The 14,472-nt window shown below is 68.5% G+C and carries 16 protein-coding genes, 1 tRNA gene and 1 other RNA gene; 8 read left to right on the plus strand and 10 right to left on the minus strand.

The annotated features are described in order from the left end of the window. Positions 1 to 17: 17 nt before the first annotated feature. Positions 18 to 1,001 carry a tyrosine-type recombinase/integrase gene (locus tag D1643_RS06950; RefSeq protein WP_160709938.1) on the minus strand — a complete coding sequence of 328 codons (984 nt, stop codon included), beginning with the start codon at positions 999 to 1,001 and terminating at the stop codon, positions 18 to 20. 83 nt (positions 1,002 to 1,084) lie between these two features. On the opposite strand from D1643_RS06950, the gene D1643_RS06955 reads away from it, so the two are divergent. The 5 genes from D1643_RS06955 to D1643_RS06975 are packed head-to-tail and all read left to right on the plus strand — an operon-like array spanning position 1,085 to position 3,374. Beyond that, complete coding sequence (locus D1643_RS06955) at positions 1,085 to 1,381, plus strand: hypothetical protein (RefSeq protein ID WP_160709939.1); 297 nt, start codon at positions 1,085 to 1,087, stop codon at positions 1,379 to 1,381. Positions 1,382 to 1,394: 13 nt separating this feature from the next. Then, entirely contained in the window at positions 1,395 to 1,718 is a 324-nt protein-coding gene (locus tag D1643_RS06960; RefSeq protein ID WP_160709940.1) for a hypothetical protein, read from the plus strand. Continuing rightward, the gene (locus D1643_RS06965; protein WP_160709941.1) at positions 1,715 to 1,864 is read left to right on the plus strand and encodes a hypothetical protein; all 150 of its coding nucleotides are present in this window, start codon (positions 1,715 to 1,717) and stop codon (positions 1,862 to 1,864) included. The genes D1643_RS06960 and D1643_RS06965 overlap by 4 nt, the downstream gene beginning before the upstream one ends. Beyond that, positions 1,864 to 2,601: a peptidoglycan-binding protein gene (locus D1643_RS06970; protein WP_160709942.1), complete on the plus strand. Its 738-nt coding sequence runs from the start codon at positions 1,864 to 1,866 to the stop codon at positions 2,599 to 2,601. Before D1643_RS06965 ends, D1643_RS06970 begins: the two co-directional genes overlap by 1 nt. Continuing rightward, entirely contained in the window at positions 2,598 to 3,374 is a 777-nt protein-coding gene (locus tag D1643_RS06975; RefSeq protein WP_160709943.1) for a hypothetical protein, read from the plus strand. Before D1643_RS06970 ends, D1643_RS06975 begins: the two co-directional genes overlap by 4 nt. A 107-nt stretch (positions 3,375 to 3,481) precedes the next feature. Here the strand turns inward: D1643_RS06975 and D1643_RS06980 are convergent. From D1643_RS06980 to murI, 3 genes are all read right to left on the minus strand, one after another. After that, positions 3,482 to 3,558: transfer RNA gene (locus tag D1643_RS06980), tRNA-Pro, on the minus strand. Between the two features lie 91 nt (positions 3,559 to 3,649). Then, a complete protein-coding gene (gene rdgB, locus D1643_RS06985; protein ID WP_160709944.1) occupies positions 3,650 to 4,258 on the minus strand; it encodes an RdgB/HAM1 family non-canonical purine NTP pyrophosphatase in 609 nt (202 codons plus the stop codon). A gap of 72 nt (positions 4,259 to 4,330) precedes the next feature. Next, positions 4,331 to 5,245, minus strand: coding sequence for a glutamate racemase (gene murI, locus D1643_RS06990; protein WP_160709945.1), 915 nt, complete (start codon positions 5,243 to 5,245; stop codon positions 4,331 to 4,333). Positions 5,246 to 5,430: 185 nt separating this feature from the next. Here murI and D1643_RS06995 point away from each other — a divergent pair, with 185 nt between their 5' ends. Further along, positions 5,431 to 6,078, plus strand: coding sequence for a flavodoxin family protein (locus D1643_RS06995; protein WP_160709946.1), 648 nt, complete (start codon positions 5,431 to 5,433; stop codon positions 6,076 to 6,078). 6 nt (positions 6,079 to 6,084) lie between these two features. Next, positions 6,085 to 6,570: a Cys-tRNA(Pro) deacylase gene (gene ybaK / locus D1643_RS07000; RefSeq protein ID WP_160709947.1), complete on the plus strand. Its 486-nt coding sequence runs from the start codon at positions 6,085 to 6,087 to the stop codon at positions 6,568 to 6,570. Between the two features lie 307 nt (positions 6,571 to 6,877). Here the strand turns inward: ybaK and D1643_RS07005 are convergent, their stop codons facing one another. Further along, positions 6,878 to 7,888: a hypothetical protein gene (locus D1643_RS07005; RefSeq protein ID WP_160709948.1), complete on the minus strand. Its 1,011-nt coding sequence runs from the start codon at positions 7,886 to 7,888 to the stop codon at positions 6,878 to 6,880. A gap of 830 nt (positions 7,889 to 8,718) precedes the next feature. Continuing rightward, positions 8,719 to 10,431, minus strand: coding sequence for a L,D-transpeptidase family protein (locus D1643_RS07010; protein WP_160709949.1), 1,713 nt, complete (start codon positions 10,429 to 10,431; stop codon positions 8,719 to 8,721). A 262-nt stretch (positions 10,432 to 10,693) separates the two neighbouring features. Between D1643_RS07010 and ssrA the strand changes: the two genes are divergently transcribed. Further along, positions 10,694 to 11,072, plus strand: a transfer-messenger RNA (tmRNA) gene (gene ssrA / locus D1643_RS07015). 457 nt (positions 11,073 to 11,529) lie between these two features. Here the strand turns inward: ssrA and D1643_RS07020 are convergent. The 4 genes from D1643_RS07020 to D1643_RS07035 form a co-directional block, all read right to left on the minus strand. Next, positions 11,530 to 12,147 (minus strand): hypothetical protein, encoded by a 618-nt coding sequence (locus D1643_RS07020; protein ID WP_160709950.1) that lies wholly within the window; start codon positions 12,145 to 12,147, stop codon positions 11,530 to 11,532. 46 nt (positions 12,148 to 12,193) lie between these two features. Further along, positions 12,194 to 12,658, minus strand: coding sequence for an SsrA-binding protein SmpB (gene smpB / locus D1643_RS07025; RefSeq protein ID WP_160709951.1), 465 nt, complete (start codon positions 12,656 to 12,658; stop codon positions 12,194 to 12,196). A gap of 68 nt (positions 12,659 to 12,726) precedes the next feature. Then, positions 12,727 to 13,959, minus strand: coding sequence for a M42 family metallopeptidase (locus tag D1643_RS07030; RefSeq protein ID WP_160709952.1), 1,233 nt, complete (start codon positions 13,957 to 13,959; stop codon positions 12,727 to 12,729). A 97-nt stretch (positions 13,960 to 14,056) separates the two neighbouring features. Beyond that, positions 14,057 to 14,338 (minus strand): hypothetical protein, encoded by a 282-nt coding sequence (locus D1643_RS07035; RefSeq protein ID WP_160709953.1) that lies wholly within the window; start codon positions 14,336 to 14,338, stop codon positions 14,057 to 14,059. Positions 14,339 to 14,472 lie beyond the last annotated feature (134 nt).

Consider the following 14,472-nt stretch of genomic DNA (forward strand, 5'->3'; position numbering starts at 1 on the left):
TCTGGGATACGGAATCCCTATGCGGCAACCGGCAGCGCCTCCTCCGGCGCCAGCTGGATGCCCTTGTACATATCCTCGCAGGTCTTCCCCATGACCTTGCGCGCCACGCGCCTCTGGGCGCGCTTGGCGCTCGCCTGCGTGAGGGCGAAGTAGTACCGGTAGGTCGTCTGTATCGTCGAGTGGCCCATCATCGAGGCCACCGTCTCCATCGGCACGCCGGCCTGGGCCGCGATGGAGCCCCAGGTGTGGCGCAGGTTCTTCATCGTGATCTTCGGCAACCGGTGGCGCCTGATCCACGCCTGGACGCGGTAGGCGACCTGCGACGGCGCGAGCCCTCCTATCACGCGCCCCCTCGGCCTGCCCCCGGCCACCCAGAGCTGGTGGAGCCTGTCGAGCGCCCAGGGCGGCAGGTAGCAGTCGCGCTCCCCCTTGGCGGTCTTGGTGGGGTACTCGATGACCCCCGCCGACGTCTCCTGGAGCGTGCGGTCGACGGGCACGTGGCCCGTCCGCCAGTTGATGCGCTCCCAGCGCACGGCGTAGGCCTCGCCGGGCCTCGTCCCCAGGGCGGCCTCGATGATGAACGTCGCCTCGCACTCGCAGCCGACCATGCCCCGTATGAGCCGCTTGAGGCGGCGCTGCGTGAGCGTCTCTGGCCTGTAGGCGGGCTTGCGGGGCATCTCGATGCCGCGGGTGGGATCGGCCACGTACAGGCCCCACCTGTCTATGGCCCAGCGGATGACCTGCCGCAGGCACTTGTAGGCCTTCTCGGCGCCCCCGGGGCCGGCCTTAGGCGCCAGCTCGTCCACCCAGTCCTGCACGGCGTCGCGGGTTATCTCGGCGATGGCCATGCCGGCCCAGCGCGGCAGTACGTGGAGCCGGATGGACGACTCGTAGCCGTCCACGGTGTGGACGCGCTTGCGGCGCCGCTTCTCGGGCAGGTAGTACGCGAGCGCGATCTCCCCGACGGCCATGGCCATGGCGGCCTCGGCGGTGACGGTCATGGTGGGCTCCTCTCTGTCGGTGACATGCCCGAGAGCATACCCGGGCGACAGGCTTGCGACCATGGGGCCACCCGACCGAGGAGGTGATCCCCATAGCTGAGCACTGCGACAACCACGCCGAGCACACGCGGGCGATCGGCGTGCACGACAAGCGCCTTGACTCGCATGGCGGCCAGATCGACGACATCAAGGAGACCCTGGCGGCGCTCAAGGAGATCGAGCGTCAGAACCAGGAGCGGATCGACCGCATGGACGAGCGCATCGCGGCGCTCGAGGCCGTGCCGGCCAAGCGTTGGGACTCCCTCGTGGGGTACGCGCTCACCGCGCTCGCCGGCGGGGTCGCCGGCATGGCCATGGCCCAGATGGGCCTCACGATCTAAGGAGTGATGCAAATTGACCATGATCGAGGTGATCGCGGTGGTCGTCGCCGCGCTCGTCGTGCCCTACGGGGTGCAGCTCATTAAGCACGGGGCCGTTTCCAGCTCGGCGGCCCGCTGGCTCGCCATCGGGGTTTCGGTCGCGGCGGGCGCCCTCTGCGGCCTGGCGGGCGGCGTGCCCGACGGCCCCGGCGCCTGGCTCGCCTGCGTGATGTCCACCGTGGGCGGCGTCCAGGTGGCCTACGCGGCCTACAAGTCGGCCGGGGTCACGTCAAAGTGGCTCGACGCTCTTAGCGATGTCTCCACCGGATGGGGCGACGGCTCGGAGGACGAGCGATGACGCGCCAGGACTGGGCGGACGTGGCCCTCGTCGTCGCGCTCGGCGCCGCCATGCTCGGCTCGTGCGCCCTCCTGCGGGCGGCGCTGCCCCACGGCGCGCCCGAGCAGCCGCCCGCCATGGCCGTCTCCGACAAGGGGGCGGCGTGATGGCCACCGCCCAAGACCTCATCGAGCTCGCCCGGGGAGAGGTGGGGTACTCGCGCTGGGACGACCCGCTGCCGGGCACCAAGTACGGCCGGTGGTACGAGGAGCAGGTGGACAAGGACCCCGACAACTACGACTTCGGAGCGTCGGGTGTGGCCTACTGCGCCATGTTCGTCAGCTGGTGCCTGTGGATGCTCGGCGTCGAGTGCGCCGGGATGCCGTCGGCCTACTGCCCGGCCATCCACAACCACCAGCACCTGAGCGCCGGCGAGCTGGAGCCGGGCGACCTCGCGCTGTTCGACTGGGGGGACGACGGCACCGATGACCACGTCGGCATCGTCGTGTCCAACGACCGTGAGGCGCGCGTGATCCGCACCATCGAGGGCAACACCTCGGGCGGGCGCGTCGCCGAGCGCACGCGCGCCTACTCGACGGTCTGCGGCGGCATCCGTCCCCGCTACGACGCGGCCCCGGCCGCCAAGCCCCAAGCGCCCGCGCCATCCGACGGAAAGGAGGAGACCGTGTACGCCTTCCCCCTCATCAAGCGCGGCGCCGAGGGCGACGCCGTGCGCCTCATGCAGGCCGCCCTCAACGTCCGCGCAGCCGCAAAGCTCAGCGTGGACGGCGACTACGGCGACAAGACCGGCAAGGCCCTCGTCGCCTGGCAGCGCCGATGCGGCGTCGAGGCCGACGGAGACTGCGGCCCTGTCACCTGGGGCACGCTGATGCTCGCCTCATGAGCCTGCATGACGACTACGCAGGGTTCCTTGCCAAGTTCGAGCCCAAGAGAACCACTGACGACTGCTACACCCCCCCCCACGTCTATGAAGCCGTCCTCGGGTGGGCGTGCCGGGAGTACGGCCTGAGCCCTTCCGACGCAGTGCGCCCCTTCTACCCCGGGGGCGACTTTGAGGCGGAGGACTACCCGGAGGGGTGCGTGGTCATCGACAACCCGCCATTCTCCATCCTCACGAAGATCGTGCGCCACTACAACGAGCGCGGGGTGCGCTACTTCCTGTTCGCTCCGGGCCTCACTACCATCCTGTCAGCGGAGTGCTGCGCGGTGTGCGCCGACTGCGACATCGTCTACGACAACGGCGCGAACGTCCGCACCAACTTCGTGACGAACCTGGATCAGGCCAGGGCGAGGACGGCCCCCGGCCTCTATCAGGCCGTCAAGGCTGCCATGGAGACAGCCAAGGCGCCGAACGAGCTCCCCAAGTACGTCTACCCTCCCGAGGTGGCGACCGCTGCCATGCTCAACCGCTACAGCCACTATGGCATCGACTTCCGCGTGATGCCCGGCGAGTGCGAGCGCATCACGGCGCTCGACGAGCAGCGGGAGGCCGGCAAGGGCATCTTCGGTTCCGGGCTCCTGCTCTCGGAGCGTGCTGCGGCTGAGCGTGCTGCGGCTGAGCGTGCTGCGGCAGAGCGTGCTGCGGCAGAGCGTGCTGCGGCACAAACCTGGACGCTGAGCGAACGCGAGCGGACGCGCGTAAGGGCTTTGGGATAGAAGGGGAAGGCCTCCCTAGCGGGAGGCCTTCTTGTACGCGGCGACGATGACGACTCCCCGCCTGACCGCGTAACATCCGAACCGTCTGTGTTCGGATGAGTTTCGTATGGTCGGGATGACAGGATTCGAACCTGCGACATCCTGCTCCCAAAGCAGGCGCGCTACCAGGCTGCGCCACATCCCGACGAGACGCGCTCGATTATAGCAGAAGCCGCGCGGCGCGCGCCGGCGCAGACGTGCGGATCGGTCACCCCCCCGCCCCAACGCCGTCTCCCCTACCCCAGCAGCGCCCTCAGCTCGCGCAGGGCGTTGCCGCGGTGGGAGATGGCGTTCTTCTCGTCCTGGGTCACCTCGGCCAGGGTGCGGCCGTCGGAAAACCGCTCGGGCAGGAACAGCGGGTCGTAGCCGAAGCCCCCCTCGCCGTGCTCCTCGTGCCCGATGCGGCCCTCGATGGTGCCGCGCGCCACGAACTCGGCGCCGTCCTCGTCCACGAACACGAGCGTGCACACGAAGCGCGCCGTCCGCTCGGCGTCGGGCGTGCCGGCCAGCTCGCGCAGGAGCTTCGCGTTGTTGGCCGCGTCGTCGCCGTCAGCCCCGGCGTAGCGCGACGAGTACACCCCTGGCGCGCCGTCTAGGGCGTCCACTTCAAGCCCCGAGTCATCGGCGAGCGCTGCCACGGGATGCCCGAGCGCCTCCTCGGCTGCGGCGCGGGCGGCGAGCGCCTTGATGCGCGCGTTGCCCTCGAAGGTGTCGGCGTCCTCCTCCGGGTCGGACTCGAGTCCCGCCTCGCGCAGGGTCTTGAACTCCCAGCCCGCGAAGTCGAGCGCCGTGGTGATCTCGGCGACCTTATGGGCGTTGTTGGTGGCGATGACGACGGTCTTCACGCGTGTCCCCTTCCTCTTCTCGGCTGCGCTCCGGCGGGCAGCCTTGACGCCGGCGTTCGGCCGGCACCTTCCCTAGTCCAGCGGCGGCAGGTCCAGATGCGCGGCCCGTGCCAGATCCATGTTGAGCACCCGGCTCCCGAACTGGGCGAACTCCGCCACGTCGGCGCCGGTGGTGTAGAACTCGTAGGCGGCCACGTTGCCGGGCCGCGCCAGGCCGTGGCGACGACGCAGGATCTCGGCTACGTCGCGCGTCGTCTCCTCGGCCGACGAGATGAGCGTCACCTCGCGGCCCACCACACCGCCGATGAGCGCCTTGAGCAGCGGATAGTGCGTGCAGCCGAGCACGAGCGTGTCGATGGCGGAGCGCCGCAGCGGCTCCAGGTACTCACGCGCGATAGCCTCGAACTCCGGGCGGATGTAGACCTTCGAGGCCTCGGACAGGTAGCTCTCGAAGGGCCCCTCTGCCATGCGGATACCCAGCTCGGCGATCTCGACGAAGCGCGGCGCCGCCGTGGAGAACACGGTGATGCCCGCGTCGATATGCCGGATGGCGTCGGCGTAGGCGCACGACTCCACCGTGGCGTGGGTGGCCACCACGCCCACACGGCGGTTGCGCGTGGTCATGGCCGCGGCACGGGCGCCCGGCTCCACCACGCCGATGACGGGCACGGAGAACTCGCGCTGCGCCTGCTCGAGGCCGGCGGCGGTAGCGGTGTTGCAGGCGATGACGATGAGCTTGCAGCCGCGATCCACGAGCACGCGGCAGATCTGCCGCACGAAGCCGCGCACCTCCGCCAGGTCGCGCGGGCCGTAGGGACAGCGCGCCGAATCGCCCACGTAGATGATGTCCTCCTCGGGCAGCGCAGCCATGATCTCGCGCATGACGGTGAGCCCGCCGTAGCCGGAGTCGAAGACGCCGATGGGCGCGTTGTCGTAGGAGCCAGGCCGGTCGTCCCGGCCGGCGAGGAGGGGGGCGAAGGTGTCCATGGAACGGAAGTATACCCCACCGCCGGCAGGCACGCCGCGCAGGCGCCAGGCGGCCGCGAAGAACCCACGGCGGCGGGCTACGGGCTACGGCCGGCCCGACCCTTTCCCTGGAGCCGACTCCATGGTTTACAATCATCGGCGAAAGAGTCGCAGGGCGCCGCGCGCCCGGAAAGGAGACACCCGCCATGAAGGCACTGCTCATCAACGGAAGTCCGCGCTGGAAGGGCAACACCAACCGCGCGCTCGAGGAGGTGGCCGGCGCGCTCGAGGCCGAGGGCCTGGAGTGCGAGATCGCCTGGATCGGCAACAAGCCCATCCGCGGGTGCATCGCCTGCGGCATCTGCTCGCGCAACGGCGACGGCCGCTGTGTGTTCGACGACGATCCCTGCAACGAGCTCATCGCCAAAGCGGCCGAGGCCGACGCCATCGTCATCGGCTCGCCGGTCTACTACGCCGGCGCCAACGGCAGCCTCATCGGCCTGCTCGACCGCATGTTCTACGCCGGGGGCCCGCTCATGCGCTTCAAGCCGGCCGCGGGCGTGGCCGTGGCGCGCCGCGCGGGCACCACGCTCACCGTCGACCAGATCAACAAGTACTTCCAGATCAACTGCATGCCCGTGGCGTCGTCCACCTACTGGGCGCTCGCCCACGGCCGCGCCGAGGGCGAGGTCGCAGGCGACGGCGAAGGCCTGCACACCCTGCGCATGCTCGGCCGCAACCTGGCGTGGCTGGCCAAGAGCCTGGAGGCGGGCCGCGCTGCCGGCATCAATCCGCCGGCCGTGGAGCCCAAGGTCATGACCAACTTCGTCCGCGACGATTTGCTGGAGGCGTAGGCGCCCATGGCCAAGCACGCGAAGGAAGCCAAGACCAACGCCCTGCGCGAGCTGGACGCAGCGGGCATTCCGCATGAGTTCCGCCTGTTCGAGTGCGAGGGCGCACCCTCGGGCGTGGAGGTGGCCGCGATGCTCGGCCTCGACCCCGACCGCGTGTTCAAGACGCTCGTCACCGTGGGGAGGTCCGGTGAGCACTACGTGTTCATGATCCCCGTGGCCGCCGAGCTCGACCTCAAGAAGGCGGCTGCCGCAGTTGGCGAGAAGGCGGTGGCCATGGTCAAGTCGAAGGAGCTGCTGCCGCTCACCGGCTACGTGCACGGCGGCTGCTCCCCCATCGGCCAGAAGAAGCTGCTCGTCACGCGCATCGACGAGACAGCGCAGCTCTTCGACGACATCACGTTCTCGGGCGGCCGCATCGGCTGCCAGATCACCATGGCCCCCGACGACCTGGGCCGGCTCGTCCCCTTCGCCTACGCCGACCTCACGGCCTAGCGCGAGCGGAGGCAGCCGCCCTCGCTCGCTCTGCGGGCGCAAACTGGCCAAAAAACCCGACCTGACGACAAAAGGAGGACGAAAAGGCGGCCATCTGCGTCCCTCTCACGCACAACGCGCGCATCGCCCATCCGCGACCTGGGGTTTTGCGGCGCACGAGAAGAGCAGCCCGGCGCCGCGTGTCGTCAAGTCGTCGATTTTGGCCAGCTTGCGCTCGCGAACCACACCCCCTCCCCGGCGCGCCGAACGCGGGAGGCAGGCGTCGCGAGCGCTTGCGCAGCAGCGCTGCCGGAAGAGCAGCGACCGATCAGGCGTAGCCCTCAACGCTTATGAAGACGTACCAGGGCACTCGAGCTCCCTTGTGACCCGCGGGATACTGCGTCCCCGCCTCATGTTCGTAGAGCTGCATCATCTCCATCCTGCACTGAACGCCATCCACCTGAAACACGTAGTCGTAGGTCACCACATGAGAAGAGGACTTGCTGCAGTTCTGCGATTGGCGCCTCGGCGTGTTGCCCTGCCCGGGCGAATTAGGTCGTTGATACACCGCGCATTCCACAAGAGGTTCGCCACGAGAGCCGCCTGAAGCCTGCATGGCATAGCCGCTCTGCCTTTGCGCTCCCTCCAGCACGACCTCCTTGCGAGTGGATTTGACTCCATCCCCCGCTTGGTGGAGCTCGTCATAGGGCCTCCCCGTGGCCTCTGAGAGTATCCAGCAAGCATCATTGTTGAAGACGTCCCAGTAGGCGAACACCGAGCTCGGATCGCCATTCACGAAATCGGGGTATATCGGCTCCGACGCCCACGTAGTCTCATCGAGCATCTCCCCCGGCCTCGTAATCCGCTCGAACATTCTCTCCTCGGGGCTCGGAGCCAGCTCGGCGGCAAGCATCAGCACGCCGAGTGCTAGCGTCAAGCTCGTAAGAACGCTCATGACAATATGAGAGACACCCTTTTTGCCGCGCGTGAGGCTCCGGTTCCACAGACACCCGAAAAGGGGGCCGCCAAGGAAGCAGTTGAGGAAGCTCACCTTCGCAGACGAGGTCAGCTTTGGCTGAGAGCCGAAATAGGACGGATATACGCGCAGGGCATACAGCAACGTGCCCATCGCCAAGGCGATGGCGAGCACCCGGTCGACGATGCCAAGCCACGGCGCAAAGTCGCCCAGATACGGAAGGGCGTTAAAGGCGCAGATGGCCAACGCTCCGGCTATCGATAACCCGATATTCGTGCGCCACCAGCCAATGCGAGCGCCCTCGCTCGAGCCCTCCGCCGCAGAGCACGTCCCCTCCCCACAAGGCTGCTGAACGGCGTCCACGTCTACCTGCGCATGATCGGCATCGGAAGACGGAGGCGCGGGTGACGCGGGCGCTTGGCCTTGCAGCCCAAGGCTCCGCAAGTCTTGATGCGAGTACGACAGGCCGCATCGCGAGCACGTGCCCCCTTTCGTTCCGCCATCAAAGACGATGTCTCCCCCGCATATCTGGCAGCAGAGCTTTCCCATGAGCACCCCCCGGCACCACGTTTCACGAGCAATCGAACAGTGCTTGCACTCTACCAGCGCAGTGCGCCGCCCATTGGGCAATGGGCATCGGGGGGCTTCGGTGACGGCGATCGCCTAACGCGGCCCCGCAATCGCATCAGAGGCATCCGCGGAAGAGACGCCTTGGCGGCGCCTGCGTTTCCCTGGATTGGGCAGCCTAAGGCAGGGGCGCGATCATCGCCGACCTCGCGAACGCCGGTGGCGATGATCGGCGGGGTGTGCTAAGATGGGCCCAATCGGTGCCCCGCTCATCCCGGGCAGCATCGGGTTATCAGTTAGGCCGGGTACCTCTTAAAGCAGCCCGGCCTTTCTTTTTCTCCAACGCCGTCCGTCATTCTCTTCGCACCAGGACAAGCCCGATGATCCCGATGATCACCAACAAGATCTCGCATACCGCGATGACTGTCTGCGTGTCCATAGGCAGCTCCTCTCTCGAGGCTGCCCGGACATGACGGAGCACCTCCCGGGATTCTAGCACGCAGGCCGGGCGTGCCTCGCCAACGCCGAGCGCCGCCCCGCCGTCCTCGGGTCGGCAGCAGGCGGCGCCCCGTCGGCTCCTGGGCGCAAAGAGAGGCGGCCCCGAACCCGGGGCCGCCTCTCTTTGCTTAGCCGTGAACGATAACCGGGTCGCCCACGCGCAGCAGGTCGTGGAGCTCCTTAGCCTTGGCGGGCGGCAGGTTCACGCAGCCGTGGCTGCCAGCGTAGGTATAGCGGTTGCCGCCGAAGGACGACTGCCAGTTGGCATCGTGGAAGCCGATGGAGTTGCCCTTGAAGGGCATCCAGAAGTCGACGGGCGTGCGGTAGTCCTCGGTGCCATCGGGCTTGAGGCCGATGAGCTCGGAGGCGCCGGCGTTCGACTTGATGTAGTAGGCGCCGGTCGGCGTGGCGTTGCCCAGGTTCGGGTTGCCGGTGACGACATCGCTCTCCCAGATGACCGAGCCGTCGTCGCCGTAGAGCCACGTGTGCTGCAGGGTGAGGTCCACCTCGGCGTAGCGGGCGCCCCAGTCGGGCGCGCCGGCGCCGTTCCAGGCGGCCGCCTTGCTCTTGAGCGGCATCTCCACCGCGGAGGTCTGCCCGGCGGCCACGTTGTCGCGCACCGTTGACACCAGACCGTCGGCATCCACGCGCCAGCCGTAGTCGCCGCCGGACACGCTGAGGGCCTTGCCGTCGGCAGCACGCGTCCACGAACGCGTCGTGCCGATGGTCGAGTTGGTGGCGGCCACGTCCTTCGCCCAGGCCACGAGCGCCTCGTCGCTCAGGCTGACGGACAGGTCCGGCGCCACGGTCACCCACGAGGCCACGAGCTCAGGCGTCACCTGAGCGCCCACGATGCCGTTCATGGTGAGGTCGAAGTCGGCCGCGATGAGCGCGTTGGCCTGATCGCGCGCCACGTCCAGGCGCTCGTCGCCCTCGACGATGTCCGGCAGGGCCAGCACGTCGGTGGACACGGCGATATGCGGCTTGAGGACGGCGGCCTGGGCCGACACCTCGTCGACGAGCTTGTCCACGTCGATGGCGGTGCCGTAGGACTCGGGCACGATGACGAAGGCGCCCTTGCGCTCGTCATAGGCCACCGTGGCGCTCACGGGCGGCTCGGCCGTCGCGTTCACCTCGGCCGCCGCAGCCGCCAGCGCGTCGGCCAGCTCGGTGGTCTGGTAGGAGGCCACGAGGCTCGCCGTCTCGTCGTGGTCGCGGAACACCTCCACCGGCCAGCGCCACGGATCCACGCGGGAGTGCATCTCCTGGGCGATGGTCTTGCCGTCGAGCGACATGCCCGCGGCCTGGGAGGTGAGCGTGAGATCGATGCCCTGCCCCTTGACGGTGAACTCGTAGCCGCCCACCTTGTCCTCGAGGATGGCGTGAACCTCATCGGAGGTCTTGAGCGAGATGTCCGTACCGGCGATGACGGTGTTGGGGAAGAACAGGTTGGCGAAGACGGCCACGCCGACAAGATACACCGCCGCCACGACGCCCACGATGGCGCCGAGCGTGATGCCCACCACCTTGAGGGCGCCCCGGCGCTTGTCGGCCTCCTTCATGCTGACGGGCCGACCGGCGCCCGCCGGGGGCTGGGGCGCGCCCTTGGGGGACTTCGCAGAGGCAGCGGGGGTTTTCTTCGCGGCACCCGCCGGCTTGCCGGCCCTGGAAGCCGCGCCGGCCTTGGCGGCGCTCGCGGGGGCCTTCTTCGCCGTCTCCTGCGCAGGCTTCGCGGACGCGGCCTTCGCGGCCTTCGCCTTGGCCTGCTTGGCCGGAGCCGAGGAGACCGCCTTCGCGGACTCGGCCTTCTTCTTTCCGTGCATTCCCTTGGTTTTCGCCATGGTCTCTCTCAGTAACTCGATAGGTGCGGTAAGCCGCCCGCGGGCAGCAGTGACCATTGTAATCAAATTGTTCCGTTTGTCCCGGCCACTTTGGCATATGGATGGGCGCCCTCAGCTGCGGCGACGCATTCCCCACGATCAATCCACGTTATCCTTGACACGAGCGCCCGCAGGGATAGAATGGATCAACCCTGCGGGTTATCTCCTGCGGCAGGATGCGACATGCCCCGGGCATTGGCCGTGCCTCGCCGCCTTCACCTTCGGGGGCGACTGGTTTCGACATGGTAGGCTTGAGATGAGGAGCAGGTCGTGGTCTCCTCGCCACGTTAAACAGGGGTACCGTCAAGTTAATTGGCAAAACTTCTTCTAAGTCCGGCTACTACATGCCGGCCGCCATGGCTGCCTAACAGCAGTTATCGCGATCGCCGACCTTGGGGTTTCCCCGACCCTTGGAAGGCGTCATTTCAGGGGAATGCGCCTTGGCACGTAGTCGGTATGGCCAGGGCAAAGACTGAACCGGCTAGCGGCGCGAACGTCGGTCTGCGAACCGAGGCGCCGCGAACCCTGATCGCAGACTAAGCCTGTAGAGCCTCGTGGATTGTCTAGTATGGACCGGAGTTCGATCCTCCGCGCCTCCACCAGTTATGAGAAGCGGCCCCGTGCGATGACGCGCGGGGCCGCTCTGCGTCCGGGCACGTGCTGCGCCGGGGCTTGCGGGCCGAGTCCCCGCGCCGGGGCTTGCGGGCAGGGCTCCCGCGCCGGAGACGTTGCGCCGCCCCGCCCGATCGAGGCCGCGGGGCAGCGGGGCGCCCGCTTCCGGATTTCTGGCCAATTTCGCTACGGTTTACGCGGAAATGGCGGGGGCTCCCCCGGAGGGGCGGCGAGGAGCTTCACATCGCCCCAGGTCAGGAGCGAGACAGGCGACCCCCTGGGCCGGCGGCGGCCGAAAGCCAGCGTAAACCGCGGCTTTTTTGGCCAGAAATCCGGCAGCGGGTGCCAAAGCCCGGAGGAAGGCGCCGCCCTCCCCCCAGAAAGGCGAAGGCGGCCCCGCGCATCACGCGCAGGACCGCCCTCGCCCGGCTTCGCGGGAGACGCCCCTTACTTCTTCTTGAGGAACCCGAGGCCCTCGGTGATGTCGTCGAAGGCGCCCTTGAGCTCGGAGACGACGGCGGCGCCGTCCTTGTAGATGGCGTTCATGTCCGCGGTGGCCGAGGCCACGCCCTCGCGGGTGATGCCGAGGTCGAACTCCTCCTCATCGGAGGCGCGGATGACGGTCACGCCGTCCGCCTCGTCCTCCGCCTCGTCCTCGACGAAGTAGTACTCCTGCTCGTTGCCGTCCTCGTCGAGCAGGATGAAGCCTATCTCGTTATCGTCCTCGTCGACGAGGTAGGCGTAGATGTCGCCGTCCTCGACCTCCATCTCGATGACCTCGGCCTCCAGGTCATTGCCGTCCTCGACCTCGAAGCCCTCCTCGCCAAGCGCGTCGTCATCGCCCTCGGCCTCGGCCACCTCGTCATCTGACCAGCCGTCGTAGTCGGCCTCGTCGTCCGTCTCGAAGCTCGCGTAGGCATGCTCCAGGTCGCTCTCCTCGGCGTCCTCGCCCAGGATCTCGTCGAGGTCGCCCTCCACGTCTTGGATCTCCGTCTCCTCGTCTATCTGCTCGGCGTCGGTCTCGCCCGACTCCTCCATGATCTCAAGCTCCTCGTCCAAGCCCATCGCCGGCTCCTTTCATCGTCGTCGAACGCGCGCACCTGCCGGCGCGTCAGCGGGAGCGCTCCTTCATCGCGCGCTCGATGTCGCGCTTGGAGTCGCGTTCCTTCATGCTCTCACGTTTATCATAGAGCTTCTTGCCCCGGGCAAGCGCCACCTCAACCTTAACCAAACCGTTGTCCTTGAAGTAGAGCTTGAGCGGGACGATGGCCAGGCCCTTCTCGCGCACCTTCTCCTCAAGGTAGCGGATCTGGCGCTTGTGCATGAGCAGGCGGCGCTTGCGGTCGGGATCCGGGTTGGCGAGGTTGCCCTGGGCGAACGGCGGGATGTGGACGTTGTTAAGCCACAGCTCGCCGCCGCGGACCAGCACGAAGCAGTCGGTGAGCTGGCAGTGGTTGTCGCGCAGCGAGCGCACCTCGGTGCCCGTGAGCTCGATGCCGGCCTCCCAGGTCTCTAAGATCTCGTAGTCGTGGAACGCCCGGCGGTTCTTGGCGATGGTCTTCTCTTCCTTCTTCATGGCTCCTCCAGAGCGAATTCTTCTGGGTGGATTCTCAGGGCTGCCCCAAGGGCGAGCGCGAGCAGGCGCTACTCCGTGGAGGCGGTGTTGGGATCGTAGACGGCGGGCTCGGGGGACTCGGGCCGGCCGGCGCCCTGCTCGACCTCGGCGGTCACGGCGTCGGCGGCACGCGGGGCGTCGGCGTCCAGGTCGGCGAGGGTGACGGGGATGCCGGGGCGCACCGGGTCGGCCATGCCGGGGACGAAGCACGCCTCGGCGTCGAGGTCGAGCGCGAAGCGGGTGAGCAGGCGAACCGTGGCCTCCAGGTCGGCGAGCGCCACCACCTCGGTGGGCGTGTGCATGTAGCGCAGCGGCACCGAGACGAGGCCCGTGGGGATGCCGCCGCGGGTCACCTGGATGGCGCGGGCGTCGGTGCCGGTGACGGAGGGCTCGGCCTCCAGCTGGTACGGGATGCCCTCGGCCTCGGCCGCAGCCACCAGACGGTCGAACACCACCGGGTTGATGTTGGGCCCACGGGCGATGACCGGCCCCTCGCCGCAGGTGATCTTGCCGTACTTGGCCTTGTCGATGCCGGGATAGTCGGTGGCATGCGTCACGTCGAAGGCCACGGCCACGTCGGGCCGCACCGCGTGGGCCGAGGTCATGGCGCCGCGAGTGCCGATCTCCTCCTGCACGGTGGCGGCGGCGATGAACGCGCCTGGCGCGCGGCCGGCCTCGGCCAGACGCTCCATCACGCGGCAGGCCACCCACACGCCGCACTTGTCGTCGAAGGCGCGTGAGACGGCCATGCCCTCGCCGAAGGTCTCGAAGCCCACGCCGAAGGTGATGACGTCGCCCACGCGCACGGCATCACGCACGGCCTCGCCCGGCATCCCCAGGTCGATGACGAGCTTGTCGAGCGGCGTGACGCTCTTGCGCTCGTCGGCCTCGATGAGGTGGATGGGCTTGCGGCCCACCACGCCGCGCAGGGGCTCGGCGGCCCCGGAGGCGTGCACGTCCACGCGCATGCCCGGCAGGATGGCCGCGTCCACGCCGCCCACGGCCGCCACCGAGAGGAAGCCCTCGTCAGAGACGTAGGTGACCATGAGGCCGATCTCGTCCATATGGGCTGCCAGCATGAGGGAGGGCCCCGCGTCGCGTCCGTCGAGGCGCGCGTGCACCGAGCCCATCACGTCGGTGGCGATCTCGTCGGCCACGGGCGCCAGGCGCTGGCGGACGAGGGTGGCCACGGGCACCTCGCTGCCGGTGGGAGACGGGGTCTCGAGCAGGTCCTTGAGGAAGAGCAGCTCTTCGTTTTCCATGGGAGTCCTTTCGGGGTCGGGCGGACGCGGGTCACCGGGCACAAGGCGGACGCCGGGCGAAGGCGCCGACGCCGCGTCGGGCCGGGGACGGCCGCGCCTACCAGTATTCCTTCTTGTACTTGCGCTTGCGCTCAGGCTTAGGCGCGCGGAAGTCGAGCTCCAGCTGGCCGTCGGTCTTCTCCGCCCGAGCGGTCTTGCGCTCCACCTTGTCGATGGACCAGCTCACCGCGTCCTTGCCGAATAGCTCCAGCATGCGCACGCGGGCGTCGTGGAGGTTGGCCTTGGTGCCCGCGCGGGCGTCGCTCTCGAACTCGAAGAGGCCGCGGGCGCGATCGGCTGAGGCGTTGGGCGAGCGGTAGTGGGCGAGGTAGGTCTGCATGGGGGTGAGGATCCATCCTGACGGGGGCGTTTCTTCTCCGGGGATTCTACCACGGGCTGCCGGCGCGAGGCGGGGCGCGGGGCCGGCTCCGCAGGGCGCCCATCGTCGGCGGGCCGGCGCGGGGGGCCGGGGCG

It is taken from the genome of Enterorhabdus sp. P55 (genome assembly GCF_009911695.1).
GTDB lineage: Bacteria > Actinomycetota > Coriobacteriia > Coriobacteriales > Eggerthellaceae > Enterorhabdus.

What these genes read in the sequence shown, in the direction of transcription:
- ybaK (WP_160709947.1), top strand. Translation starts at nt 6,085, where the DNA reads ATGGCCAAGCACGCGAAGGAAGCCAAGACCAACGCCCTGCGCGAGCTG.
- D1643_RS07010 (WP_160709949.1), bottom strand. Translation starts at nt 10,431, where the DNA reads ATGGCGAAAACCAAGGGAATGCACGGAAAGAAGAAGGCCGAGTCCGCG.
- smpB (WP_160709951.1), bottom strand. Translation starts at nt 12,658, where the DNA reads ATGAAGAAGGAAGAGAAGACCATCGCCAAGAACCGCCGGGCGTTCCAC.
- D1643_RS06950 (WP_160709938.1), bottom strand. Translation starts at nt 1,001, where the DNA reads ATGACCGTCACCGCCGAGGCCGCCATGGCCATGGCCGTCGGGGAGATC.
- D1643_RS06970 (WP_160709942.1), top strand. Translation starts at nt 1,864, where the DNA reads ATGGCCACCGCCCAAGACCTCATCGAGCTCGCCCGGGGAGAGGTGGGG.
- D1643_RS06965 (WP_160709941.1), top strand. Translation starts at nt 1,715, where the DNA reads ATGACGCGCCAGGACTGGGCGGACGTGGCCCTCGTCGTCGCGCTCGGC.
- D1643_RS06995 (WP_160709946.1), top strand. Translation starts at nt 5,431, where the DNA reads ATGAAGGCACTGCTCATCAACGGAAGTCCGCGCTGGAAGGGCAACACC.
- D1643_RS07020 (WP_160709950.1), bottom strand. Translation starts at nt 12,147, where the DNA reads ATGGGCTTGGACGAGGAGCTTGAGATCATGGAGGAGTCGGGCGAGACC.
- D1643_RS07030 (WP_160709952.1), bottom strand. Translation starts at nt 13,959, where the DNA reads ATGGAAAACGAAGAGCTGCTCTTCCTCAAGGACCTGCTCGAGACCCCG.
- murI (WP_160709945.1), bottom strand. Translation starts at nt 5,245, where the DNA reads ATGGACACCTTCGCCCCCCTCCTCGCCGGCCGGGACGACCGGCCTGGC.
- D1643_RS07035 (WP_160709953.1), bottom strand. Translation starts at nt 14,338, where the DNA reads ATGCAGACCTACCTCGCCCACTACCGCTCGCCCAACGCCTCAGCCGAT.
- D1643_RS06975 (WP_160709943.1), top strand. Translation starts at nt 2,598, where the DNA reads ATGAGCCTGCATGACGACTACGCAGGGTTCCTTGCCAAGTTCGAGCCC.